At 72.5% G+C, this 23,998-nt stretch carries 17 protein-coding genes; 7 read left to right on the top strand and 10 right to left on the bottom strand.

What is annotated here, in order from left to right; genetic code table 11:
- Positions 1-152: 152 nt before the first annotated feature.
- Entirely contained in the window at positions 153-1,742 is a 1,590-nt protein-coding gene (locus CW362_RS23635; RefSeq protein WP_103551525.1) for a sodium:solute symporter family protein, read from the top strand.
- Between the two features lie 37 nt (positions 1,743-1,779).
- On the opposite strand, the gene CW362_RS23630 is transcribed toward CW362_RS23635, so the two are convergent.
- Positions 1,780-2,895 carry an ADP-ribosylglycohydrolase family protein gene (locus tag CW362_RS23630; protein WP_103551559.1) on the bottom strand — a complete coding sequence of 372 codons (1,116 nt, stop codon included), beginning with the start codon at positions 2,893-2,895 and terminating at the stop codon, positions 1,780-1,782.
- 340 nt (positions 2,896-3,235) lie between these two features.
- Here CW362_RS23630 and CW362_RS23625 point away from each other — a divergent pair, with 340 nt between their 5' ends.
- Positions 3,236-4,054: a helix-turn-helix domain-containing protein gene (locus tag CW362_RS23625; RefSeq protein ID WP_103551524.1), complete on the top strand. Its 819-nt coding sequence runs from the start codon at positions 3,236-3,238 to the stop codon at positions 4,052-4,054.
- Positions 4,051-4,290: a DUF397 domain-containing protein gene (locus CW362_RS23620; RefSeq protein WP_103551523.1), complete on the top strand. Its 240-nt coding sequence runs from the start codon at positions 4,051-4,053 to the stop codon at positions 4,288-4,290. The genes CW362_RS23625 and CW362_RS23620 overlap by 4 nt, the downstream gene beginning before the upstream one ends.
- Here the strand turns inward: CW362_RS23620 and CW362_RS23615 are convergent.
- Both CW362_RS23615 and CW362_RS23610 read right to left on the bottom strand, forming a co-directional pair.
- Complete coding sequence (locus CW362_RS23615; RefSeq protein ID WP_103551558.1) at positions 4,280-6,370, bottom strand: LamG domain-containing protein; 2,091 nt, start codon at positions 6,368-6,370, stop codon at positions 4,280-4,282. The two genes, CW362_RS23620 and CW362_RS23615, sit on opposite strands and share 11 nt — an antisense overlap.
- A 137-nt stretch (positions 6,371-6,507) precedes the next feature.
- Entirely contained in the window at positions 6,508-9,102 is a 2,595-nt protein-coding gene (locus CW362_RS23610; protein WP_103551522.1) for a bifunctional FO biosynthesis protein CofGH, read from the bottom strand.
- Between the two features lie 193 nt (positions 9,103-9,295).
- On the opposite strand from CW362_RS23610, the gene CW362_RS23605 reads away from it, so the two are divergent.
- Positions 9,296-10,822: a CehA/McbA family metallohydrolase gene (locus CW362_RS23605; RefSeq protein ID WP_103551521.1), complete on the top strand. Its 1,527-nt coding sequence runs from the start codon at positions 9,296-9,298 to the stop codon at positions 10,820-10,822.
- 13 nt (positions 10,823-10,835) lie between these two features.
- Here CW362_RS23605 and CW362_RS23600 read toward each other — a convergent pair whose 3' ends face one another.
- Positions 10,836-11,657 carry an endonuclease/exonuclease/phosphatase family protein gene (locus tag CW362_RS23600; RefSeq protein WP_103551557.1) on the bottom strand — a complete coding sequence of 274 codons (822 nt, stop codon included), beginning with the start codon at positions 11,655-11,657 and terminating at the stop codon, positions 10,836-10,838.
- Between the two features lie 92 nt (positions 11,658-11,749).
- On the opposite strand from CW362_RS23600, the gene CW362_RS23595 reads away from it, so the two are divergent.
- Both CW362_RS23595 and CW362_RS44700 read left to right on the top strand, forming a co-directional pair.
- Positions 11,750-12,145, top strand: coding sequence for a nitroreductase/quinone reductase family protein (locus tag CW362_RS23595; protein WP_103551520.1), 396 nt, complete (start codon positions 11,750-11,752; stop codon positions 12,143-12,145).
- A gap of 284 nt (positions 12,146-12,429) precedes the next feature.
- Entirely contained in the window at positions 12,430-13,284 is an 855-nt protein-coding gene (locus CW362_RS44700) for a DUF4232 domain-containing protein (protein ID WP_167455635.1), read from the top strand.
- 60 nt (positions 13,285-13,344) lie between these two features.
- On the opposite strand, the gene CW362_RS23580 is transcribed toward CW362_RS44700, so the two are convergent.
- The 6 genes from CW362_RS23580 to CW362_RS23555 all read right to left on the bottom strand — a co-directional run bounded on the left by CW362_RS23580 (position 13,345) and on the right by CW362_RS23555 (position 20,915).
- The gene (locus CW362_RS23580) at positions 13,345-14,757 is read right to left on the bottom strand and encodes an aldehyde dehydrogenase family protein (protein WP_103551555.1); all 1,413 of its coding nucleotides are present in this window, start codon (positions 14,755-14,757) and stop codon (positions 13,345-13,347) included.
- Positions 14,758-14,804: 47 nt separating this feature from the next.
- Positions 14,805-16,535 (bottom strand): N-acyl-D-amino-acid deacylase family protein, encoded by a 1,731-nt coding sequence (locus tag CW362_RS23575; protein WP_103551519.1) that lies wholly within the window; start codon positions 16,533-16,535, stop codon positions 14,805-14,807.
- A gap of 14 nt (positions 16,536-16,549) precedes the next feature.
- The gene (locus tag CW362_RS23570; protein ID WP_103551518.1) at positions 16,550-17,668 is read right to left on the bottom strand and encodes an LLM class flavin-dependent oxidoreductase; all 1,119 of its coding nucleotides are present in this window, start codon (positions 17,666-17,668) and stop codon (positions 16,550-16,552) included.
- 98 nt (positions 17,669-17,766) lie between these two features.
- Positions 17,767-18,543 (bottom strand): SDR family NAD(P)-dependent oxidoreductase, encoded by a 777-nt coding sequence (locus CW362_RS23565; protein ID WP_103551517.1) that lies wholly within the window; start codon positions 18,541-18,543, stop codon positions 17,767-17,769.
- Positions 18,544-18,554: 11 nt separating this feature from the next.
- On the bottom strand, positions 18,555-19,496 hold the full coding sequence (locus CW362_RS23560) for a TIGR03619 family F420-dependent LLM class oxidoreductase (RefSeq protein ID WP_240657987.1): 942 nt from the start codon (positions 19,494-19,496) through the stop codon (positions 18,555-18,557).
- 159 nt (positions 19,497-19,655) lie between these two features.
- Positions 19,656-20,915 carry an amidohydrolase family protein gene (locus tag CW362_RS23555; protein ID WP_103551516.1) on the bottom strand — a complete coding sequence of 420 codons (1,260 nt, stop codon included), beginning with the start codon at positions 20,913-20,915 and terminating at the stop codon, positions 19,656-19,658.
- 245 nt (positions 20,916-21,160) lie between these two features.
- On the opposite strand from CW362_RS23555, the gene afsR reads away from it, so the two are divergent.
- On the top strand, positions 21,161-23,998 hold a 2,838-nt coding region (afsR, locus tag CW362_RS23550; RefSeq protein WP_103551515.1), incomplete at its 3' end, for an SARP-family global regulator AfsR.

Genomic DNA, 23,998 nt, shown 5'->3' with positions numbered 1-23,998 from the left:
ATATCTGTGACCGCATGAGGTCTTGACCGGCCGGTCGGACCGGCGGTTCAATCCCCGAAGTCCCCGCTCCCGCACGGGGCCGCCCGACTGCCTACTGGCGAAGTGCCGTCCGGTATCTGCAGGTTCACAAGGCGGACCCCTGGAGGGGGCACATGAACGGTCTCGACTGGGCCGTCCTGGTCGCGTACTTCGGCGTGATGACCGCGATCGGCGTCTGGTCCCACAAACGTGTGGACGATGTCAGCGACTTCTTCACCGCGGGCGGCAAGATGCCGTGGTGGCTGTCCGGCATCTCGCACCACATGTCGGGCTACAGCGCGGTGATGTTCACCGGCTACGCCGGCATCGCGTACACCTACGGCATCACCTCGTACGTCACCTGGGCGCTGCCGATCGCCATCGGCGTCGCCATCGGCGCCAAGGCCTTCGCGCCCCGGCTCAACCGGTTGCGCTCACGGCTGCACGTCGCCTCGCCCCTCGAATACCTCAAGGACCGCTACAACGTGCCGACGCAGCAGGCGCTGGCGTGGTCCGGCATCCTGCTGAAGATCGTGGACGTCGGCGCGAAGTGGGCGGCCATCGCCACCCTGCTCAGCGTCTTCACCGGCGTCACGCTCACCCAGGGCATCATCATCACCGGCGGCATCACCGCGGTGTACTGCACGATCGGCGGCCTGTGGGCGGACGCGCTGACCGAACTCGGCCAGTTCGTCATCCAGTTGCTGGCCGGTCTGGCGATGCTGGTCATCGCGCTGAACAAGATCTCCGACCAGGGCGGGCTCTCCAAGGCCCTGGACTCGCCGAAGCTGCACGGCCACGGGGACGGGTTCGCGGGCCCGTACCTGACGGTGTTCTTCATCGCGTACCTGTTCATCAAGCTGTTCGAGTACAACGGCGGCATGTGGAACCAGGCCCAGCGCTACATGGCCACCGGGAACGCCAGGGAGGCCACGCGCTCGGCCCTGCTGTCCGCCGGACTGTGGTTCGTGTGGCCGGTCGTCCTGTTCATCCCGATGTGGCTCTCGCCGCTCCTCGTCACCGCGCAGAAGCCGGACGGCTCGGACGCGTACGGCCTGATGACCGAACAGCTCCTGCCGCACGGACTCCTCGGCCTGGTCGTCGTCGGGTTCTTCTCGCACACGATGGCCATGTGCTCCTCGGACGCGAACGCGATCTCCGCCGTGTTCACCCGCGACGTGATGCCGGTGCTCTCCCGGGCCGCGCGCGCCTGGGACAGCCGCGCGGGGCTCATCGCGGGCCGCGTGACCACCGTCGCCTTCCTCGGCCTGTCCATGGCGGTGGCGACCCAGGTCAACTCCCCCACGTTCAAGGACATCATCACCGTCGTCATCAAGTGGGTGGCGGGTCTGATGGGGCCGATCGCGATCCCGTTCATCCTCGGTCTGCTCCGGCCCTTCCGCAGGTCGGGTCCGACGGCGGCCCTCACGAGCTGGGCCTGCGGACTGCTCGCCTTCTTCCTCGTCAACTACCACCTGGACTTCTCGCAGCGCACGGACGTGAAGCTGGAGTACCAGGTCGCCCTCCCGATGGTCATCTCCCTCGTCCTGTACGTCCTCATCGGCTTCCTGAGGCCCGAGGACACCCCGGAACGGGACGCGGTCATCGAACTGATCAACACGGACGACGACGGCTCGGCCGCCGCGGCGGTCCCGGCACCGGCGGGGGCCCCGGACGGCGTGGCGGGCACGCCGGTGAAGGACCAGGGCCCGGTGAAGAGCTAGGGCCCGGTGAAGGACTGGGGCCCGCGTCCGTCCCGGCTCAGGCGCGCGGGTAGCGGGCGAGCCAGCCCGGGGACGATCCGGCGGGCCCGTGCAGCGCGGGCCCCTGGGTCATCTCCATCGCGAAGTCGTCCGCGAGGACCAGCACCGTGGGACGGCCCTCCAGTTCGGCCAGCCAGGCCGGCGGGAGGGCCGTCTCGCCGTGCAGGGCGCCCAGCAGACCGCCCGTGAGGGCGCCGGTGACGGCGGAGGGCCCGCCGTGGTTCACCGACAGGCACAGGGCGTGCCGGACGTCCTCGCCGACGAGCACGCAGTACACCGCGGCGGCGAGCGGCCCCTCGGCGGCACCGCTCCGGGCGAGTTCCTCGACCCGCGCGGGCGAGGGCGCCCCCTGCCGCACGGCGCCCAGCGCGTGCTGGAGCGCGGCGGCGACCGGCTGGTGCCCGGGACGGACCGAGAGCAGCGCGAGGGTCTGCTGCACGGCCGCGTCGGGGTTCTCGCCGCGGGCGAGCGCGTGCACGGCGACGGCGTACGCGCCCGCCGTCAGGTACGCCGAGGGGTGGCCGTGCGTCTGCGCCGCGCACTCGACGGCGAGCTGCATCGCGAGCTGCGGCTCCCAGCCGACGAGCAGCCCGAAGGGCGCCGAGCGGGCGGCGGCCTCGGGACCCGGCTCGCCGGGGTTCTTGGGCGCGTCCAGCGTCCCCATGATCCCGTCGGCGAGGCCGAGCAGACAGGCCCTGGCCGGGTCGCGGCGGGCGTAGAGCCACTCCTCGCGGGCCAGCCAGCCGTCGTCCTTGCGGCGCTCGTCGGGCCCCCAGTCGCTCTGGGTGGCCGACCAGCGGCGGTAGGCGCGGTGCACGTCGGACGGCGGGTGCCAGGCACCGGTGTCACGGCGCACCTGGGCGCGGATGAGCCCGTCGACGCCGAACAGGGAGAGCTGGGTGAGGTGCGTGACGGTGCCGCGCCGCCCGTACGCGGGGACCGGACCGACGAGGCCCTCCGCGCCGTGGGCCTCCCGGATCGCCTCCAGGGAGAGCCCGTCGACCGGCGCGCCCAGCGCGTCGCCGGCGGCCACGCCCAGCAGCGTCCCGCGCACCCGGCTGCGGAAGTCCTGCTGCTCCCCGCGCCCCCAGACGGCACCGGCTGTCGCCCCCACCGAGACCTCCCGCGGCACACTGTCCGTCCGTACGTACGCCCGACAGGTCGGCACTGTAGCCGAACAAGAACGGTCGATTGAGGCTGCGGATCCATATGCGGGATGTGGTCCGAGCGACCCCGAACGGTCAGGTACGGACGGTGTGCGGAGATGTCTCGGACGGGTCCGGACAACAGCACCATGAAGTGTCGTAACGCGACAGCGGTAGGGGTGATTTCCTCGTTCGCGTCACTCAGCGTGGCCCGTTCCCGTCTACCTTGGACGGGCTTGATGTCGGCACGGAGAGCGACCGTCCGGGTGCGTACGGGTGCCGTCCGGCTCGAGCGGTGAAAGGGGCGGCATGGACGGGGCGGGCGAAGACGAGACCGCGGCGGTGCTCAGGGCGGCCGGCCGGCAGATCAAGGCCTGGCGGGAGGCGGCCGGGCTGCGGCAGGCGGAGCTGGGGGCGGCCATCGGCTACAGCGAGGAGATGGTCTCGTCGGTCGAGCGGGGGCGCCGGGTGCCGAAGCCCGAGTTCCTGGACAAGGCCGACGAGGTGCTGGGAGCGGCCGGGAAGATCTCCGCGATGAAGAAGGACGTGGAGGAGGCCCGGTACCCGAAGAACGTCCGGGACCTGGCGAAGCTGGAGGAGGAGTCGGTCGAGCTCGGGGCGTACGCCAACCACAACATGCACGGCCTGCTCCAGACCCCGGAGTACACGCGAGCGCTGTTCGCGATGCGCGCCCCCTCGTACTCCGAGGACGAGATCGACCGGCAGGTCGCGGCCCGCATGGCGCGGCAGTCCGTCTTCGAGCGCCGGCCCGCGCCACTGCTCACCTTTGTCCAGGAAGAGGTGACGCTGCGGCGGCCGATCGGGGGCAGACTGGTTCTCCGGCAGCAGCTCGAACACCTGCTGGACGTCGGCAGGTTGAGGCATGTCGCGATCCAGGTGATGCCGACCGATCGCGAGGATCACGCGGGTATGGGCGGACCCCTCCAACTGCTCCGGCTCCGGGACGGCAAGACCCTGGGGCACTCGGAGGCGCAGTTGCACAGTCGCCTGATCGGTGATCCTCGGGACGTCCAGATCCTGGAGATGCGCTATGGAATGATCCGGGCGCAGGCGCTCCCACCCCGGGAGTCGCTGGCCTTCATCGAGAAAGTGCTGGAGGAGACATGACCCCCACCACTCCGCCGTCCGGGACCGACTCGGCGCTGTCCTGGTTCAAGAGCAGTCACAGCAGCAACGACGGCCCCGAGTGCGTCGAGGTCGCCATAGCCGCCCACGGGACCGGCGGGGCCACCGTCCACGTCCGTGACTCCAAGGACGTGGACGGTGCCCGGCTCGCGTTCCCGGACGGCGTCTGGTCGACGTTCGTCGGGTTCGCGGGCCGGGAGCAGCGGATCAGGGGTTGATGTCGGCGCCCCAGCCCAGCTGGGCGATCTGGGTCTCGCTCAGGACTCCCTGGTAGGCCTGCACCTCGTCCACGTCACCGCGCAGGTACTCGGTCCAGCCGTCACCGGCCTTGGCCCGGCCGACCTGGAGGGCACCGGTGCTGTGCCAGCCGTTCGGGAAGCCGGCCGTGGTGGCGGCGCCGGCCTCGCCGTCGACGTAGAGCTTGATCGTGTCGGCCGCGTCGTCGTAGACCACCGCGAGGCGGTGGCCGAGGCCCTCGCCGCCGTCCGCGAACTCGGCCTCGGACACCACCTTCTCCGGGGCTCCGGCCTCGTCCCTCTCCGGCATCACGAGCTGCCAGGTCTGCGAGGACGGCACGTAGCGCACCTTGAAGGCGTCGGTGTGCTCACCCGCCTGGGAGAGCACGGTCATGGGGTGGTCGGGCTCGGAGTCGGCGAGCCGCACGACGGCACCGACGGTGAAGCTGTCCCCGGTGTCCACGGCCGGTCCGTCGGTGGCCGCGTACCCGCTCTCACCGTCCAGGTGCAGATGCCCCTCGCCGACCAGCGCCATCGGCGGGCAGTCCGGGTCGAGGTCCGGGATGCAGGAGCCGTCGGAGCCACGGAAGACCGTCGCTCCCCCGCCGAGCCGCAGCGGCGAGCCGCCCGCCCCCTCGGGGCTCACTCCGTCCGTCGCGCTCTCCAGCGACCAGTGGCCGAGCCGCTTCGGCTTGCGGTACGCGAGCTCGGAGACCTCGCCCGGTACGACGACCCGGTCGTGGACCTGTACGTCGGCGACGTCACCGTGCCAGCGGTCGCGGTAGCCCGAGGCGCCGCGCGCGCGGCCGATCTGGAACGCCCCGGCCGCCTCGGCGGGCGTCGCGTCCACCGCGGTCCCGGTCTCACGGCCGTTGACGTACAGCCGCGCCCTGCCGGTCTCCGCGTCGTACAGCCCCAGGACGTGGGCCCATTCGCCGGTCTCGGGCGCGCCCCCGGACACCCGCGCGCCGCCGATCGCGAACGACCAGGCCGGGCCGGAGTCCTCGGCGCGCAGACCGAGCGAGAAGCCGGGCGCGCCGGCGTCCGTGTCCTGGCTGGCGACGGTCATGTTCCGGCCGGTCTCCGCGGGCCGCACCCAGGCGCTGACGGCGAAGGACTTGCGGATGTCGGTGGCGGGGACGTCCGGGGTGAGGAAACCGTGGCCGCCGCCGTCCAGCGCGACGGAGGAGGTGCCGCCGGTGCCCGCGGGCGCGGGACCGCCGAAGGTCACGCCGGTGCCGGCGCGGGCGGCGGTGCCCGTCTCGGCGGCGGCCGACCGGGACCCCGCCGGGTCGGTCAGCTTCCAGCGGGCGACGGGGGCGCGGCCGGACTTCACGTTGAAGTCGTAGGTCGTCTGCCCGCTGCTGCGGCCGGCCCGGTCGATCGCGCGGACCTGCACGTACTTGGGCCCCGAGGTGAGCGGCAGGTAGGGGACGGTCACGGGGTCGCCCGGTTCGGCCGCCGGGGCGGTTCCGCTGGGGCCTCCCAGGAAGCTGTACACGTAGGACACGACGTCGTCCGAGGGCGAGTCCATCGTGAAGTGCCCGTAGACGCCGACGCCGTCCACCCAGAACTCCTGGTCCGGAGTGGGGTATTCGGGCGAGGTGATCGTGGCGTTCGCGGGATTCGTGTCGTCGACCACGAACGAGCAGACCGAGCCGCCGTCCTCGTCGCTCCACGGGGAGGTCGCCTTGGTGTCGTTCGCGCGGACGTGCCAGTTGACGACCGTGTTCGCCGGGACGTCGTCCGGCACGGTCCAGTCGTGGCGCGACCCCGACGCCTTCGAGAGGCTGGTGTAGGAACGGCGCTGCTCCACCCCCGCCGAGTCGGTCCACCAGGCTTCGAAATCGCCCTTCACCGGGCTGAACTCGGAGGGCTGGTCGTACAGCACCGCGCTGAGCCGGGGCCGCTGCGAGACGTACGCGGTGTCGGCGCCGGTCGCGCACGCCTTGCCCTCCGACGTCAGGTCCTGCACCAGCGGCCGCTTCGGCGGCAGGTTGTCCACGGCGTACGCGGTGCCGGCGGCGGTGGTCAGCAGCGCCACCGCGCAGCACCCCACCACCAGCCGCCCACGCACGACCGCCCTTCTGGAACCCTTCAAGTCGCCCTCCCCTATTGGTACTTGAGGCTCGTTGATCATGCGAGCCGGATGAACCTAGCAGGGGGCACCGACAGGGGGGAAAGGGATTTCCCCGGGTCTCAGTCGAGCACCGGCAGCAGTTCCGGCAGGTGGCCGTCCGAGGCCGCCGCAGCCCGCTGCCGTTCCAGGGGGACCTCGCCGTAGAGCGTGGTGCGGGGCCGGGCGGGGCGGCCCGCGGCCTCGGCCACCGCGACCAGGTCCTTGACCGACATGTAGGAGCCGTAACGGGAGCCCGCCATACGGGAGATGGTCTCCTCCATCAGCGTGCCGCCCAGGTCGTTGGCGCCGGAGCGGAGCATCTCGGCGGCCCCCTCGGCACCCAGCTTGACCCAGCTGGTCTGGATGTTGGGGATGTGCGGGTGCAGCAGGAGGCGGGCCATCGCCATGACGGCGCGGTTGTCGCGGGTCGTCGGGCCGGGACGGGCGATGCCGGCCAGGTAGACGGGGGCGTTGGTGTGGATGAAGGGGAGGGTCACGAACTCCGTGAAGCCGCCGGTCTCCTGCTGGATGCGGGAGAGCGTGCGGAAGTGGCCGAGCCAGTGCCGGGGCTGGTCGACGTGGCCGTACATCATGGTGGAGGAGGAGCGGATGCCCAGCTCGTGGGCCGTGGTGACCACCTCGATCCAGGTCGCCGCGGGCAGTTTGCCCTTCGTCAGGACCCAGCGCACCTCGTCGTCCAGGATCTCCGCGGCGGTGCCGGGAATGGTGTCCAGGCCCGCCTCCTTGGCCGCGGTCAGCCACTCGCGGATGGACAGGCCGGTGCGGGTCGCGCCGTTCACCACCTCCATCGGGGAGAAGGCGTGGACGTGCATGCCCGGGACCCGTTCCTTCACCGCCTTCGCGATGTCGAAGTAGGCCGTGCCGGGCAGGTCCGGGTGGATGCCGCCCTGCATGCACACCTCGACCGCGCCGACGTCCCAGGCCTGGGCGGCACGGTCCGCGACCTGCTCCAGGGAGAGCGTGTAGGCGTCGGCGTCCGTGCGGCGCTGGGCGAAGGCGCAGAAACGGCAGCCGGTGTAGCAGACGTTGGTGAAGTTGATGTTGCGGGTGACGATGTACGTGACGTCGTCGCCGACCGCCGCCCTGCGCACGTCGTCGGCGATCCGGCACAGGGCGTCGAGGGCGGGCCCGTCGGCGTGCAGCAGCGCGAGGGCCTCGTCGTCGGTCAGCCCCGTCGGGTCGTCGGCCGCGGTCGCGAGGGCCGCCCGGACGTCCGTGTCGATGCGGGACGGCACCATCCCGGGGGCCGCCGCCTCCCGCAGGGCCCCCCAGTCGCCGTACACGGTGTCGAAGTCCTCGCGGCGGTCGCCGGTGCGGCCCTCGGTGTCGATGGCGCTGTGCAGGTCGGTGCGCCCCGAGGACGTGAAGGCCTCCTCGGGCTCCTGCCAGGGCCGGCCCTCGACCACCGCGTCCGGCAGCGCGAGCCCGGTCTCCGGGTCCGCGAGCGCCCGTACGTGCGGCAGCAGCCGCGGGTCCAGCCAGGGCTCGCCGCGCCGCACGAACTCCGGGTAGACGCAGAGGCGTTCGCGCAGCTCGAAGCCCGCCTCGGCCGACCGCTCGCGCAGCAGCTCGATCTGCGGCCAGGGCCGCTCGGGGTTGACGTGGTCGATGGTCAGCGGGGAGACCCCGCCCCAGTCGTCGATCCCGGCGCCGATCAGTCGCTCGTACTCGCCGGCGACCAGGTTGGGCGGTGCCTGGAGACAGGCGGCCGGGCCCATGACGTGCCGGGCGACGGCGACGGCGGCGATCAGCTCGTCCAGCTCCGCGTCCGGCATCCCGCGCATCGCGGTGTCCGGCTTGGCGCGGAAGTTCTGGATGATCAGTTCCTGGATGCCGTGGTGGGCCCGCGAGATCCGGCGCAGCGCGAACAGGGAGTCGGCGCGCTCCTCGTACGTCTCGCCGATGCCGATCAGCAGCCCGCTGGTGAACGGGACGGAGGAGCGGCCGGCGTCCTCCAGGACCCGCAGCCGTACGGCGGGCTCCTTGTCCGGGGAGCCGAAGTGGGGGCCGCCGGGCTCGGACCACAGCCGGGTCGCGGTGGTCTCCAGCATCATGCCCATCGACGGGGCGACGGGCTTCAGCCGCTGGAAGTCGGTCCACGACATCACACCCGGGTTCAGGTGCGGCAGCAGGCCCGTCTCCTCCAGGATGCGGACGGAGATCGCCCGTACGTAGGCGATCGTGTCGTCGTAGCCGTGCGCGTCCAGCCATTCGCGGGCCTCGGGCCAGCGGTCCTCCGGCTTGTCGCCGAGGGTGATCAGGGCTTCCTTGCAGCCGAGGGCCGCGCCCTTGCGGGCGATGTCGAGGACCTCGTCCGGGGACATGAACATCCCGTGGCCGGCCCTGCGCAGTTTGCCGGGGACGGTGACGAACGTGCAGTAGTGGCACTTGTCCCGGCACAGCCGGGTCAGCGGGACGAAGACGCTCTTGGAGTACGTGATGACACCGGGGCGGCCGGCCGCCTCCAGGCCCGCGTCACGCACCCGCGCGGCGGAGGCGGCCAGGTCGTCCAGGTCCGTGCCGCGGGCCTGGAGCAGCACCGCGGCCTCGCTCACGTCGAGCGCGACACCGTCCCGTGCGCGCTTCAGCGCTCGCCGCATGGAGTTCGCCGTCGGCCCGGATCCGGGAGTCGCGCCCGTAGCGGAGGTCGTCATCCTTCGAGCATACGGTCGAGGTGATCAGGTATCGCCGGACGTGCCCGATTCGAGCCGCACGGCATCTGTCGGCCTCCCGGCAAACCGTCGATTCCCCTGACTTGCCCCCGCGTTCACAGGCTGCCCCCACAGTGGTCCGTGGCACTTCGCATCACTCATGTCACTGTCACACCCGGCCCCTGGGAGCAGCAGTATGTGCGAGGACGACCACGGCATCGGCAGACGCGCCCTGTTCGTGACGGGAGCGGCCGCCGCGCTTACGTTGGGAGGCGTGACCTTCGCCAGCGGTGCGCACGCGGGAGCGGCGGACGACCAGGAGACACGGACGGTGCGCGGCACCCTCCCCACCGGCTCCCCCGACTTCGTGTACCTCCCGGTCGAGGTACCGGCCGGGGTCGCGGAGATCAAGGTCTCCTACACCTACGAGAGGCCGTCGGTCCCGGCCGGCACCGCGGGCAACGCGCTGGACATCGGCATCTTCGACGAGCACGGCACGGAGCTGGGCGGCCGGGGTTTCCGTGGCTGGTCGGGCGGCGCGCGCACGGAGTTCTTCATCCGCTCGGACGACGCGACCCCCGGTTACGTCCCCGGGCCGGTCCGCCCCGGCATCTGGCACATCGTGCTCGGCCCGTACACGGTGGCCCCGCAGGGACTGGCGTACGAGGTCACGGTCACCCTGACGTACGGGAAGCCCGCCCCGGCACCGGAGCCGGTGTACCCGCCCTCGCGGGCCAGGGGCCGCGGCCGTGCCTGGTACCGCGGCGACTGCCACCTGCACTCCTGGTACTCCGACGGCCGCCGCACCCCCGCCGAGATCGCGGCGCTGGCACGGGAGGCGGGCCTGGACTTCATCAACTCCTCGGACCACAACACGCACGCCGCGCATCCGCACTGGGCGGACCAGGCGGGCGACGACCTGCTGGTCATGCTGGGCGAGGAGGTCACCACGCGCAACGGGCACGTGCTGGCGCTCGGCACGGAGCCGGGAACCTTCGTCGACTGGCGCTACCGGGCCCGCGACAACCGGTTCGGCCGGTTCGCGCGCCGGATCCGGGGCGCCGGCGGTCTCGTGGTGCCCGCCCACCCGCACGCCACCTGCGTCGGCTGCGGCTGGAAGTTCGGCTTCGGCGAGGCGGACGCGGTCGAGGTGTGGAACGGCCCGTACACCCCCGACGACGAGGTCGCCCTCGCCGACTGGGACAGCATGCTGGTCGCCTCCGTGCGCGGGGGCCACGACTGGCTCCCGGCGATGGGCAACAGCGACGCGCACCGCGACCCCGACCGGGTCGGCTCCCCGCAGACGGTCGTCCTCGCCGACGACCTGACCCGTGAGGCGGTCCAGGAGGGCATCCGCGCGGGCCGCTCCTACGTCGCCGAGTCGAAGCTGGTCTCCCTCGCCTTCTCCGCGTCCGGCGCCAAGGGCGAACACGCGGGCATCGGGGAGCGGTTGAGGGTCGCGCCGGACACCCCGGTCACCGTCCGCCTGGAGGTCACCGGCGCCCCGCGCTGCACGGTCCGCCTCGTCACCGACCAGGGCACGCTGTTCACGAGCGACCCGCTGCCGGTCGCGGGCTCCGGCACGGTGGAATGGCGTACGACGGCGTCCTACGCGGCGTACGTCCGCGCGGAACTGCGCCACGAGACGGCGGCGGGCCCGGTACCGGGCGCCCTGGCGGCGTTCACGAATCCGATCTTCCTGGGGGCCGCGAAAACGCCTTAGGGTCCCCGGCGGATCAGGCCGGGGGGAGGGACAGGTCGGCCACGACGGCCGCGTGGTCCGAGGGCCAGACGCCGCCGACCGGGGCGTCGCCGGCCCGCCGTACGGACCGGACGTGTCCGAGGCCGCCGGGGCCGGGCGGGCCGACGTGGACGTAGTCGATGCGTGCGGCGGGGCTGTACGGGCCGACGTGGGCGTTCTCCGGGTCCCAGGTGGCCCGGGGCGCCGTCGGGTCGGCGTACTCCCAGGCGTCGAGGAAGACCTGTCCGGGAACCGCGGGGGACGTCTTATACCCCCCGAACAGGCGGATCTCGTCGGAGTCCGGCCAGGCGTTGAAGTCGCCCGTGACGACCGGGGGGAAGTCGGTGCCGCCCCGGTGCGCGGCGACGAACTCCGCGAGCGCGGTGACCTGTTCGCGGCGCACGCCCGAGGCGTGGATCGCCGAGGTGAGGTGGGTGGTGAAGAAGGGCACCTCGTGGGCGGGCGTGGCCAGACGGGCGTGCAGGGCGAGCCGTCCGTCGTACAGCTCCTCGGGGGCGGGCAGCCGCAGCACCTCCTGCGCCACCACCGGCCAGCGGCTCAGCACGGCGTTGCCGACGTCGACCGTGGGGTCCCCGATCCGCCGCTGCCAGCGGTCCGAGGCGTCGGAGGCGGCCCAGGTCCAGTGCATCCCCAGCTCGTCCGCGAGCCATCCGGCGAGGTTCTGGCCGCCGCACTCCCACACCTCCTGCAACCCGACCACGTCGGGCCGCAGTTCGCGCAGCACGGCCAGAATGGCTTTCTGCCGCTCCTCCCAGGGCCCGAACCGCCACCAGAGGTTCCAGGTCACGACCCGCATCCGCAGCCACCTGCTCCCGTCGCGCGACATCGGGGACCATTGAAGCAACTTCCTTGCACCACACACCAGTCCGGACAGGAGACCCACGGACCATGACCCGTCCCGCCGACCTCAGGTTCCGCGCCACGACAGCCTTCCAGCGGCACGTCGTCAACCCGCTCGCGCGCCGGATACCGTTCCAGACGCTCCTGGAGACCACCGGCCGCGTCTCCGGCCTGCCCCGGCGCACCCCGCTCGGCGGCCGCCGCGTCGGTGACGCCTTCTGGCTGGTCTCGGAGTTCGGGGAGCGGTCGCAGTACGTACGCAACATCCAGGCGGACCCGAGGGTGCGGGTGCGGCTCCGCGGCCGCTGGCACGAGGGCACGGCGCACCTCCTCCCGGACGACGACCCGGTGGCCCGGCTGCGCACCCTGCCCCGGGGCAACAGCGCGGCGGTACGGCTGATCGGGACGGGGCTGCTGACGGTGCGGGTGGACCTGCGGGGGTGAGGCCGCCGGGGTCCTCGCGTCCCAGGCGGGCATCCCAGGTGTGCGCGTTCTCCGCAGGTCACCGGGGGTGGGATGGTTTCACCGTCCCGAGTCGGCGGGCGGCTGTTGTCCCGGTCCCACGAGGAATCCCATGCTGTGGGTGTCGCACCGGCCGAGCGGGTCGTCCACTCGGCGGCGGCACAGCACCCCGGCCCACCCGTCCACAGGGGACACCCGTGTCCTCGTGCACCCGGGACCGTCGGCGAGTGCGATCTCCGTACTGACCGAAAAGGAAACGGGACACCATGAACACGCCTGCCCGCAGGAACCGCAAGAACCCCGGCAACTGGAAGTCCTACGCCCTCGGGGCCGTGGCGGCCGCGGCGCTGCTCACGACCACGGCGTGCGACCCGGGCGCCGCCGAGGGTTCGGGCGGCTCCAAGTCCTCGGCACGGCCGAGCGGAACGGCTTCGGCGAAGCCGGGCGGGACTTCGGGCGACGCGGGCGGCACGAGCGACGCGGGCGGCACGGGTGGTACGAGCAGCGCGGGCGGCACCGGCGGCACGAGCAGCACGGGCAAGACGGGCGGCGGCACCGGCGGCACCGGCAAGACGGCCGGCGGGGGCACCAGCGGCACCGGTGGCACCGGCAAGACGGGCGGCACGGGCACCGGCGGCAGTGGTGGCAAGGCGAGCGCCGGCGGCAGCGGCGGCGGCACGGGGGCGATCGCCGCCTGCACCCAGAAGGAGCTCGCGGTGTCCGCCGTGAAGGAGCGGGACCTCCGGCACCTCGCCCTCACCGTCCAGAACGCGAGCGACAAGAAGTGCAACCTCTACGGCTACCCCATCGTGAAGCTGGGTGCCGACGCCCAGTTCACGACCCCGGTGATCAAGGACAGCAACGGGACCCCGGGTGAGCCCGTCACCCTCGACCCGGGCCGGGAGGCGTACGCCGCTCTGCTCGTGAGCAGCGGCAACACGGGCGAGCACGAGGCGAGGAGCATCACCCTCACCCTCCAGGGCAGCAAGGCCGACAGCACCGTGGGCAAGCCGATCGACGTCCCCATGCCCGCCGACGCGCTGTACGCGGACAACGATCAGCGCGTCACCTACTGGACCACCGCCTCCGGCTTCGCCCTGCGCTTCATCATGTCGAAGTGACGGACCGAGGACGCGGCCGGAGCCCCTGGCCCCGGCCGCGTCCGTCCCGCACCGCGGCTCTCACCCCGGCCACACGATCGCCTGCGTCTCGCTGTACGCGTGCAGGGCGTAGGAGCCCACGTCGCGGCCCACGCCGCTCTTCTTGAAGCCGCCGAAGGGGGCCTCCATGTTGCGGCCGACGGTGTTGACGCCGACGCCGCCCGCGCGCAGCCGGCGGGCCACGCGGAAGGCGCGGGCCACGTCCCCGGACCAGACGTAGTCGATCAGGCCGTAGTCGGAGTCGTCGGCGAGGGCGATCGCCTCCTCCTCGTCGTCGAAGGGCAGCACGACGACGACCGGGCCGAAGATCTCCTCCCTGACGACCCTCATGTCCGGCGTGCAGTCGGCGAGGAGGGTGGGGGCGACGTAGAACCCGGTGGGGAGGGGCGGGCGTTCGCCGCCCGTCACGATCCGCGCGCCCTCCTTGCGGCCGAGTTCGACGTAGGACTCGACGCGGTCGCGGTGGGCCGCGGAGATGACCGGGCCGACCACCGTGCCCGGCTCCCGCGGATCCCCCACCTTCAAGTGGCCTGCGTAGGCGGCGAGTTGTCGCACCAACTCGTCGTGGACGCCCCGCTGCACCAGCACCCGTGTCGGCGCGGTGCAGATCTGTCCGCTGTAGAAGGAGAAGGTCGTGCCGATGCCCGACACGGCCGAGGCCAGGTCCGCGTCGTCGAAGACGATCGCCGCGCCCTTGCCGCCCAGTTCCATCAGCTGGCGCTTCATCCCGCGCCCGCACACCTCGGCGATCCGCTGCCCGACCGCCGTCGAGCCGGTGAAGCTGACCATGTCGACGTCGGGCGAGTCGACCGCGGCCTCACCGGACTCCGGTGTCGAGCCGCCGACCACGTTCACCACGCCCGGCGGCACGCCCGCGGCCTCCAGGGCCTCGGCCATCCGGTAGACGGAGAGCGGGTCCTGCGGGGCGGGTTTGACCACCACGGTGTTGCCCATCGCGAGCGCGGGGGCGATCTTGCCGGCCGGGTTGGCCCACGGGTTGTTGTACGAGGTGATGCAGGTGACCACGCCGACGGGCCGGCGTACGGCCAGCGCGCCCATCACGGCGGCCGGGCCGAACGGTCCCGCCTCGTTGATCTGCGGCGGCAGCGCCGTCTCGACGGGCTCGGGCCGGGCGTAGCGCCGGAAGCGGGCCATCCCGACCCCGACCTGCATCCCGCGCGCCGTCCCGGTGGTGGCGCCGCTCTCCGCCTGCGCGAGGCCGGCGTACGGCACGAGGTTGCGCCGGACGACGTCGGCCGCGCGGGCGAGGACGGCGGCCCGTTCCTCGGCGGGGGTGCGCGACCAGGGGCCGAAGGCCTCGCGGGCCGCCGCCGCGGCCGCGTGCACCTGGGCCCGGGAGGCCTCGGGGGCGAGCCCGACCACCTGCTCGGTCGCCGGGTTCCGCACCTCGTAGAACCCGTGGTCGGGCGCCATCCACGCCCCGCCGACGAACAGGCGCTGCCCGGTGCTCTCCGGGGCGGTCACCGGGTGCTCACCGTGCGGGTGTCGCGGCCCGACCGCAGGACCCGGCCCGGCACCGCGCCCGTCACCACGTCGTCGCGGATCACCTCGGTCCCGTTGACCCACACGGCGTTCACCCCGATCGCCCGGGAGTCCAGCCGCGGACTGTCTCCCGGCAGGTCGTGCACCAGCGTGGCCTTTCCGGCGTCGATCCGTTCCGGGTCGAAGAGCACCAGGTCCGCATGGAATCCCGCCTCGATCCGTCCGCGGTCGCGCAGGCCGAACAGCCGCGCGGGATCGTCCGTGAGCATCTTCACGGCCGCTTCCAGGGAGGTGAGCCCGCGTCCGCGCAGACAGTCGCCGAGGAACCGGGTGGTGTACGGGGCCCCGCACATGCGGTCCAGGTGGGCGCCCGCGTCGGAGCCGCCGAGCAGGACGTCCTCGTGCCGCCAGGTCTCGGCGCGCAGGGCCCAGGAGTCCGGGTCGTTGTCGGTGGGCATGGGCCACAGCACCGTACGCAGCCCGTCGGCGGCGCAGATCTCCACCAGGCAGGCGAAGGGCTCCTGGCCGCGTTCGGCGGCGATGTCGCGCACCACGCGCCCGGTCAGGCCCTCGTTCGCGTCGCTGTAGGTGTCGCCGATGACGTACCGGCCGAAGTCGGCGAGGCGCCGGAAGACGCCCGCCTCCTCGCTCCGCGCGTGCCTGAGCATCTCGGCGCGGACCGCGGGGTCGCGGAGTTTCGCGATGCGCTCGGGGACGGGCAGCGCGAGGACCGGTCCCCAGCCGGGGATCAGGTTCAGCGCGCAGAAGGTTCCGAGCGACATGTTCATCGGGGTGAGGATCGGCATGGTGAGCGCGACGACCCGGCCGCCGGCCTTGCGGGCGCGTTCGCTCGCCTCGAGCTGGCGCGGGACGCGCTCGGGGACGGCGGAGTCGATCGTCAGGACGTTCCAGTTGAGCGGGCGGCCCGCGGCCGCGCTCATCTCCACGAACAGATCGATCTCGGCGTCGCTGAACCGGTCCAGGCAGCCGGCGGTGATCGCCTCGATCTGGGTGCCCTCGTGCTCCCCCACGGCGCGGGCCAGGGCGAGGAGTTCGGCGGGTCCGGCGTGCCGGGAGGCGACCGGCCGGCCGTCCCCGTCGGAGTGGGTGGAGGACTGGGTGGTGGAGAAGCCCCAGGCACCGGCGTCCATGGCCTCGTGGAACAGCCGCAGCATGGCGTCGAGCTGCTCCGGCGTCGGCTGCCCGCCCACCGCGTCGGGGCCCATGACGTACCGGCGCAGCGCGCAGTGGCCCACCATGAAGCCGGCGTTGACCGCGATCCGGCCCTCCAGGGCGTCCAGGTACTCCCCGAAGCCGTGCCAGTTCCAGGGCGCGCCCTCTTCCAGGGCGACCAGGGACATGCCCTCGACCTTGGACATCATGCGGCGCGTGTAGTCGGCGTCCCCGGGCCGGTCGGGGTTCAGCGGGGCGAGGGTGAACCCGCAGTTGCCGCCCGCGACCGTGGTGACGCCGTGGTTGAGGGACGGGGTCGCGTACGGGTCCCAGAAGAGCTGGGCGTCGTAGTGGGTGTGCGGGTCCACGAAGCCGGGGGCGAGGACGAGTCCGTGCGCGTCCTCGCTCGTCCGGGACGGCTCGGTGACCGTGCCGGTCACGGCGACGCGGCCGTCCCGGATCCCCACGTCCGCGGTGTACCCGGGCGCTCCCGTCCCGTCCACGACGGTCGCGCCCCTGATCACGTGGTCGAGCATCGCGGGAGTACCCCCTAGACGGCTTGGCGGAAGCGGGTGGTGCGGTGCACCGGGTCCGTGTCGATCTTCGGGATCACGTGCTCGCCGATGAGCCGGATCGTCTGGAGGGTCTCCTCCTTGGGGACGCCGACGGGCAGCCCGAAGCTGAGCTGGTCGGCCCCGGCCTGCTCCCAGCGCTTGCACTGGGTGAGCACCTCGTCCGGGTCGCCGCAGATCAGCAACTCCTCCTCGATGAGCAGCTCGACGAACTCCGCGTTGTACTCGGGGAGGGTCTCGGGCCAGACGGGGAAGCCCTCGGGGCGCGGGAAGGTGTCGTGGTAGCGGAAGACGAGGGAGGGCAGGTAGTGCAGCCCGCCGCCGACCGCGATCGAGATGGCCTCGTCGTGGGTGGGCGCGCAGATCGCGGTGGTCGTCACCATCACGTTGTCGTTGACGAAGTCGCCGATGGGCTCGGCGTCCACGACGGCGGTCTTGTACTGCTCCAGGACCCATTCCATGTCGGCGACCTTCTGCACGCTGAAGCCGAGCACGCCGAGTCCCTTGCGGGCGGCCATGGCGTACGAGGGCGGCGATCCGGCGGCGTACCACATCGCCGGGTGCGACTTCCCGTACGGCTTGGGCAGGATCTTGCGCGGCGGCAGCGACCAGTGCTTGCCCTGGAAGCCCACGTACTCGTCCTGGAGCCACATCTTCGGGAACTCGGCGATGGTCTCCTCCCAGATCTCCTTGGTGTGGTTCATGTCGGTGATGCCGGGGAGGAAGCCGAGGATCTCGTGCGAGCCGGCGCCGCGTCCGGAGCCGAACTCGAAGCGGTTGCCGGTGAGGTGGTCGAGCATGGCGACCTTCTCGGCGACCTTGACCGGGTGGTTGACCTGGGCGAGCGGGTTGAAGATGCCGGAGCCGAGGTGGATGCGGTCGGTGGCGTGCGCGAGGTAGCCGAGGTAGACGTCGTTGGCCGACAGGTGCGAGTACTCCTCCAGGAAGTGGTGCTCGGACGCCCAGGCGTACTTGAAGCCGGACCTGTCAGCCTGGATGACGTACTCGGTCTCCTCCATCAGCGCCTTGTGCTCCGCGAGCGGGTCGGTCTCGGCCCGCTTGCCCACGTATCCCTGTACAAAGAGCCCGAATTCCAAGGAGGTTCACCGTCCCCATCCAGATATCTGACATACCGTCAGATTGTTTGAGCCGACTGTTCCACCGTGCGCATGGACCGTCAATAGCTGATACACCGTCAGAGAACGCTCACGCCCGCGAGCCAGCCGCCGTCGATCACGAAGGGCTGCCCGGTGATGTACGAGGAGTCCTCGCCGGTCAGGAACAGGGCGAGGCGGGCCACGTCCTCGGGACGGCCGATCCGGCCGAGCGGCACGAGCTTGGCGTAGAACGCGTCGAGCGCCCGCGAGGCCTCCTCGGCGTCCTGGCCCGGGGAGAGCTGTGCCGGGTTGCTCATGGCCGTGTCGACGGCGCCGGGGCAGACCGCGTTGACCCGGATCCCCTTCTCCGCGAGTTCCAGCGCCGCCACCCGGGTCAGACCGACGATGGCGTGCTTGGTCGCCGCGTACGCGCCGACGTACGCCATCCCCGTGAGCCCGGTGAAGGACGCCGTGTTCACGATCGTCCCGCCGCCGGCCTCGGCGATCTCGGGCGCGAGGGTCTTGATCCCGAGGAACACCCCGACCTGGTTGACCTGCACGATCTGTAGGAACTCGGCCAGCGGGGTGTCGACGAGCGCGTTGAAGCGCAGGATGCCGGCGTTGTTGACCAGCCCGTCGATCCGCCCGTACGCGGCCTTCGCGGAGGCGACGGCCGCCGCCCAGTCCTCCTCCCGGCTCACGTCCAGATGGACGTAGGCCGCGCCGATCTCCTTGGCCAGCTCCTCCCCCTGGTCGTCGAGCACGTCCGCGACGACCACGCGCGCGCCCTCCGCCGCGAAGAGCCGCGCCTCCTGTTCGCCCTGCCCGCGCGCCGCGCCGGTGATGAGGACGACCCGCCCGTCCAGCTTGCCCATGCCCTGACTCCCTAAGTGAGGTGGGGCGCGACGTCCGCGCCGAACGTGCTGATCTGATCGAGGAGTTCATCGAGGCCGCGGCTGCGGAACCGCACCTGCACCTGGTGCACGCCCATCGCGCCGTACTCCCGCAGCGACGCGGCCAGGGCCTCGGGCGGCCCGCTCAGCGTCCGCCGGCCGACGTCCCAGCCGGGGGCACCGACGTACAGCGGCTCGGTGATGGCGCCGATCGTCAGGGGTTCCGTGATGCCCGCCTCGGCGCGCAGGGCCGTGATCCGGGCGATCTGCCCCGGCAGCCGGTCGCGCGGATCACCCTGCGGCAGCCAGCCGTCGCCGCGCAGCGCGGCCCGGCGCACGGCGGCGGGCGAGGAGCCGCCCACCCACACGGGCACCCGCTCCCGGGCGGGCCTGGGCCGCTGGCCGAGACCCTCGAAGTCGTACCGTTTGCCGTGGTGGACGGGGAACTCCTCCGGCCCGAGGGTGGCGCGCAGGGCGTCGATCGTCTCGTCGAGGACCTCTCCCCGGCGCTCGAAGTCGGCCCCGACCGCGTCGAACTCCTCCCGCACGTGACCGGCGCCGACCCCGAGGACCAGCCGCCCGCCCGAGAGGTGGTCGAGGGTCGCGTACTGCTTGGCGGTGACGAGCGGGTGCCGCAGCCCGACGACCGCGACGTGGCTGAGCAGCAGGACGCGCTCGGTGACGGCGGCGAGGAAGGCGAGCGTGGCGACGGGGTCGTACCAGACGGTGCTCATGGCGTCCGCGAGCCGGCGCGGGATCGCGACGTGGTCGCAGCTCGCGACGTAGGCGAATCCGGCGCGGTCGGCGGCGCGGGCGATCCCGGCGAGGTCGTCGGGACCCGCGTCCGCCTCCCACGGCTCCGCGTAGATGGTGCTCTGCGACTGGACCGGGAGCTGCATCCCGTACGCCAGCCGCCCTTCGGGCAGTATCCGCATGACCCGCACCTCTTATCTGACGGTCCGTCATTTATCGGGCTGCGCCGCCATACTCATCTCTGACGCTCCGTCAGGCAAGAGGCGGTCGGGTGCCGGTCGCCCGGCCCTCCGGCCCTCCGGGGCGCCGGGGCGCCGGGGCGCGCACGGGCGGGCGGGGCCTCAGCCCGCCCAGAGGCCGTCCTCCGTCAGCCCCAGCAGGTCGATCGCGTTGCGCCGCACGATCCGCTCGACCACGTCGGCGTCCAGGTGGCCCATCTGGGCCTCGCCGACCTCCCGGGACTTCGGCCAGGTCGAGTCGGAGTGCGGGTAGTCGGTCTCGTAGAGGACGTTGCCGACGCCGATCGCGTCGAGGTTCCGCAGCCCGAACGCGTCGTCGAAGAAGCAGCCGTACACGTGGTCGGCGAACAGCTCGGACGGCGGCCGGTGGACCTTGTCGGCCACGCCGCCCCAGGCGCGGTTCTCCTCCCACACCACGTCCGCGCGTTCCAGGATGTACGGGATCCAGCCGATCTGGCCCTCCGCGTACATCACCTTCAGGTTCGGGAAGCGCTCGAACTTGCCGCTCATCAGCCAGTCGACCATCGAGAAGCAGCAGTTGGCGAAGGTGATCGTGGAGCCGACCGCGGGCGGCGCGTCGGCCGAGGTCGACGGCATCCGGCTGCTGGAGCCGATGTGCATGGCGATGACGGTGCCCGTCTCGTCGCAGGCGGCGAGGAAGGGGTCCCAGTCGTCGGTGTGCACGGACGGGAGCCCGAGGTGCGGCGGGATCTCGGAGAAGGCCACCGCGCGCACGCCCCGGGCGGCGTTGCGCCGCACCTCGTCCGCCGCGAGCCGGGCGTCCCACAGCGGGACCAGCGTCAGCGGTATCAGCCGCCCCCGGGCCTTCGGCCCGCACCACTCCTCCACCATCCAGTCGTTGTAGGCCCGCACCGAGAGGAGTCCCAGCTCGCGGTCGGCCGCCTCGGCGAACGTCTGCCCGCAGAAGCGGGGGAAGGTGGGGAAGCAGAGGGCGGACTGGACGTGGTTGACGTCCATGTCGGCCAGCCGCTGCGGCACGTCGTACGAACCGGGGCGCATCTGCTCGTACGTGATGACCTCGAGTCTGATCTCGTCACGGTCGTAGCCCACGGCCGTGTCGAGGCGGGTGAGGGGCCGGTGCAGGTCCTCGTAGACCCACCAGTCCCCGACGGGACCGTCATCGCCGGGCGCCCCCATCACGGGGGCGAACTTCCCGCCCAGGAAGGTCATTTCCTTCAGGGGCGCGCGGACGATGCGGGGCCCTGCGTCCTGGTACCTGGCGGGCAGCCGGTCCTGCCAGACGCCGGGCGGCTCGACCGTGTGGTCGTCCACCGAGATGATCCTCGGGAAGGCGGACCGATCGTCCGCCGAGGGGCTCTGCGCGGTTTCCGTGGTCTCCATACCGGCCACGGTAGCGCTGATCTGACGACCCGTCAGCTCCCTGTCGGCGGACCGCCGGACGCCCGCCGGAGGGCGCGGCCGACGGCGGCGCGCAGATGAATGGGCGGAGAAGTGTGAGGAGCCTGTGTGAGGACCGTGTGGGCTCCCGGACCGCACCTTGTGATCGCCGTCTCCCACGGCTGACGCATCCGCCATGAACAAGGCAAACTGGCCTCGTTGTACTGACGGTTCGGCAGGGGGAAGCGATGGACGGTGTGCCGCGCGTACCGAAGCAGTGGCATCCGGGCCCCGAGGAGCCCGCGGCGTTGCGCTTCAGCGTGCTCGGCCCGGTGCGCGCCTGGCTCGGGGACGAGCCGCTGCCGGCCGGGTCCCCGCAGCAACGCGCCCTGCTGGCCGCGCTGCTGCTCCGCGACGGCCGCACCGCCACGGCCTCCGAGCTCATCGACGCCCTGTGGGGCGACGAGCCCCCGTCCCAGGCGCTGGCCGCCCTGCGCACGTACGCCTCGCGCCTGCGCAAGACGCTCGGCGCCGAGGTGCTGGTCAGCGAGTCCGGCGGCTACGCCATCCGCTCCCTGCGCGAGGGCGCGCTCGACCACGTGAACGCCCAGGAGCTCGCCGCCGACGCCGAGAAGGCGCGCGCGGCGGGCGACCTGTCCCGCGCCCGCGACCTGCTCCGGGACGCCCTCGCCCTGTGGGACGGCGAACCGCTCGCGAGCATCCCCGGCCCCTACGCGGAGACCCAGCGGGCCCGCCTGGAGGAATGGCGGCTGCAACTCCTCGAGTCCTGCCTGGACATGGACCTGGAGCAGGGCTTCCACGCCGAGGCGGTCTCCGAACTCACCGCGCTCACCGCGGCGCACCCGCTGCGCGAACGCCTGCGGGAACTGCTGATGCTGGCGCTGTACCGCTCCGGCCGCCAGGCGGAGGCCCTCGCCGTGTACGCCGACACCCGGCGGCTGCTCGCCGACGAGCTGGGGGTGGACCCGCGGGCGGGGCTGAAGGAACTCCAGCAGCGCATCCTCCAGGCGGACCCGGGTCTCGCGGAGCCCTCCGCCCCGAAGGCGGAGCCCGTCGTCGCCCCCGTCCGCCCCGCCCAGCTCCCGGCAACCGTCACCGACTTCACCGGCCGGGCGTCCTTCGTGCAGGAACTGAGCGACGTCCTCGCCGCGGCCTCCTCCGAGGAGGGCCGGGTCATGGCCGTCTCGGCGCTCGCGGGCATCGGGGGCGTCGGCAAGACCACCCTCGCGGTGCACGTGGCCCACCAGGCCCGCGGGGCCTTCCCCGACGGGCAGCTGTACGTCGACCTCCAGGGCGCCGGATCCCGGGCGGCCGAACCGGAGACCGTCCTCGGCGCCTTCCTGCGGGCCCTCGGAACGGCGGACTCCGCGATCCCCGACTCGCTGGAGGAACGCTCGGCCCTCTACCGCTCCGTCCTCGACGGCCGCCGCGTCCTGGTCCTGCTGGACAACGCCCGCGACGCCGCCCAGGTACGGCCGCTGCTGCCCGGCACCGAGGGCTGCGCCGCCCTGGTGACCTCGCGCATCCGGATGGTGGACCTGGCGGGCGCCCATCTCGTCGACCTCGACGTGATGTCGCCCGAGGAGGCGTTGCAGCTCTTCACCAAGATCGTGGGACAGGAGCGGGTCGCCTCCGAACGGGAGGCCGCCCTCGACGTGGTCGCGGCCTGCGGCTTCCTGCCGCTGGCCATCCGTATCGCCGCCTCCCGGCTCGCCGCCCGCCGCACCTGGACGGTGTCGGTGCTCGCGGCGAAGCTCGCCGACGAGCGGCGCCGGCTGGACGAGCTCCAGGCCGGCGACCTGGCCGTCAAGGCCACCTTCGAACTCGGCTACGGCCAGCTGGAGCCGGCCCAGGCCCGCGCCTTCCGCCTGCTGGGCCTCGCCGACGGCCCGGACATCTCGCTCGCGGCCGCGGCGGCGGTGCTCGACCTCCCGGCCGAGGACACCGAGGACCTCCTGGAGTCCCTCGTCGACACCTCCCTCCTGGAGTCGGCGGCCCCCGGCCGCTACCGCTACCACGACCTCGTACGCCTCTACGCGCGTGCGTGCGCCGAACGCGACGAACAGCCCCCGAGCGAACGGGCTGCGGCCATGTCGCGGCTGCTGGACTTCTATCTGGCGACGGCGGCGGGGGTGTACGCGATCGAGCGCCCCGGCGACCGCCTGGTGGACCACCTGGAGCCGACGGCGTATCCGGGGCTGGTGTTCGAGGACCGGCAGGCCTCCTGGGACTGGCTGTACTCCGAAGCCGTACCGCTGCTCGCCTGCGTACGCCAGTCGGCGGGGACCACGACACTGCGCCGCGCGATCGACCTTCTGTGGGCCGCCGTCGACCTGGCCGAATCGGGAGCCAACTCACGGGAGTACGAGGCGGCCGCGACCGCGCTGCGTGACGCCGCACGGGTGGAGTCGGACGTCCACGCGGAGGGCCGGGCCTGCGTCGTCCTGAGCAACGCGCGCCTGTTCTCCGGGGTGTTCGACCAGGCCTACCGGGAGGCGCAGCAGGCCCTCCAGCTCGCCGAGCGGTCCGAGGACCCGCTTCCGTGCTGCTGGGCGGCGAACATCCTGGGGAGCATCGCCTTCTACCAGAAGCGCTACGTGGACGCCGAGGGCTACTTCAGCCGCGCCATCGAGGAGTTCCGCGCCTGTGGCGACCTGGCGGGATCGGCGAGCCCGCTCTGCAACCTCTCCCGTCTGCACCTCGCGACGGGGCGTGCCGACAGCGCCGTCGCCCTCGCCGGCCAGGGCACGGAGATCTACGAGACCCTGGGCCACTCCCTCCGCGTGGCGAACGGCCGGTACGCGCTCGGCATGGCCCTCGGCAAGTGCGGCCAGCACACCGATGCCACGGCCCAGCTCGAAGAGGCGCTCCGGGTGTTCCGCGACAGCCGTCAGCGCCTGTGGGAGGGCATGGCCCTGTGCCGTCTGGCGGAAGTCGACCTGGACGCACGGAAGTCGGCGCGTGCCGCGAGCAACGCCGAGATGGCCCTCACGGTGCTTCGGGGCATCGGCGGCGAATGGCGCCGGGGCAACGTGCTGACCGTGCTGGGCAAGGCGCTGCACGGA

It is taken from the genome of Streptomyces populi, assembly GCF_002911015.1.
GTDB classification, from domain to species: Bacteria; Actinomycetota; Actinomycetes; order Streptomycetales; family Streptomycetaceae; genus Streptomyces; species Streptomyces populi.
Note: the sequence above shows the minus strand (reverse complement) of the source record. Positions and strands in the feature narration are given on the sequence as shown.

Excerpts from the sequence above, each read along its gene's own strand:
- CW362_RS23635 (WP_103551525.1), top strand. The coding sequence starts at position 153 with ATGAACGGTCTCGACTGGGCCGTCCTGGTCGCGTACTTCGGCGTGATG.
- CW362_RS23625 (WP_103551524.1), top strand. The coding sequence starts at position 3,236 with ATGGACGGGGCGGGCGAAGACGAGACCGCGGCGGTGCTCAGGGCGGCC.
- CW362_RS23620 (WP_103551523.1), top strand. The coding sequence starts at position 4,051 with ATGACCCCCACCACTCCGCCGTCCGGGACCGACTCGGCGCTGTCCTGG.
- CW362_RS23610 (WP_103551522.1), bottom strand. The coding sequence starts at position 9,102 with ATGACGACCTCCGCTACGGGCGCGACTCCCGGATCCGGGCCGACGGCG.
- CW362_RS23605 (WP_103551521.1), top strand. The coding sequence starts at position 9,296 with ATGTGCGAGGACGACCACGGCATCGGCAGACGCGCCCTGTTCGTGACG.
- CW362_RS23600 (WP_103551557.1), bottom strand. The coding sequence starts at position 11,657 with ATGCGGGTCGTGACCTGGAACCTCTGGTGGCGGTTCGGGCCCTGGGAG.
- CW362_RS23595 (WP_103551520.1), top strand. The coding sequence starts at position 11,750 with ATGACCCGTCCCGCCGACCTCAGGTTCCGCGCCACGACAGCCTTCCAG.
- CW362_RS44700 (WP_167455635.1), top strand. The coding sequence starts at position 12,430 with ATGAACACGCCTGCCCGCAGGAACCGCAAGAACCCCGGCAACTGGAAG.
- CW362_RS23580 (WP_103551555.1), bottom strand. The coding sequence starts at position 14,757 with ATGGCGCCCGACCACGGGTTCTACGAGGTGCGGAACCCGGCGACCGAG.
- CW362_RS23575 (WP_103551519.1), bottom strand. The coding sequence starts at position 16,535 with ATGCTCGACCACGTGATCAGGGGCGCGACCGTCGTGGACGGGACGGGA.
- CW362_RS23565 (WP_103551517.1), bottom strand. The coding sequence starts at position 18,543 with ATGGGCAAGCTGGACGGGCGGGTCGTCCTCATCACCGGCGCGGCGCGC.
- CW362_RS23560 (WP_240657987.1), bottom strand. The coding sequence starts at position 19,496 with ATGCGGATACTGCCCGAAGGGCGGCTGGCGTACGGGATGCAGCTCCCG.
- CW362_RS23555 (WP_103551516.1), bottom strand. The coding sequence starts at position 20,915 with ATGGAGACCACGGAAACCGCGCAGAGCCCCTCGGCGGACGATCGGTCC.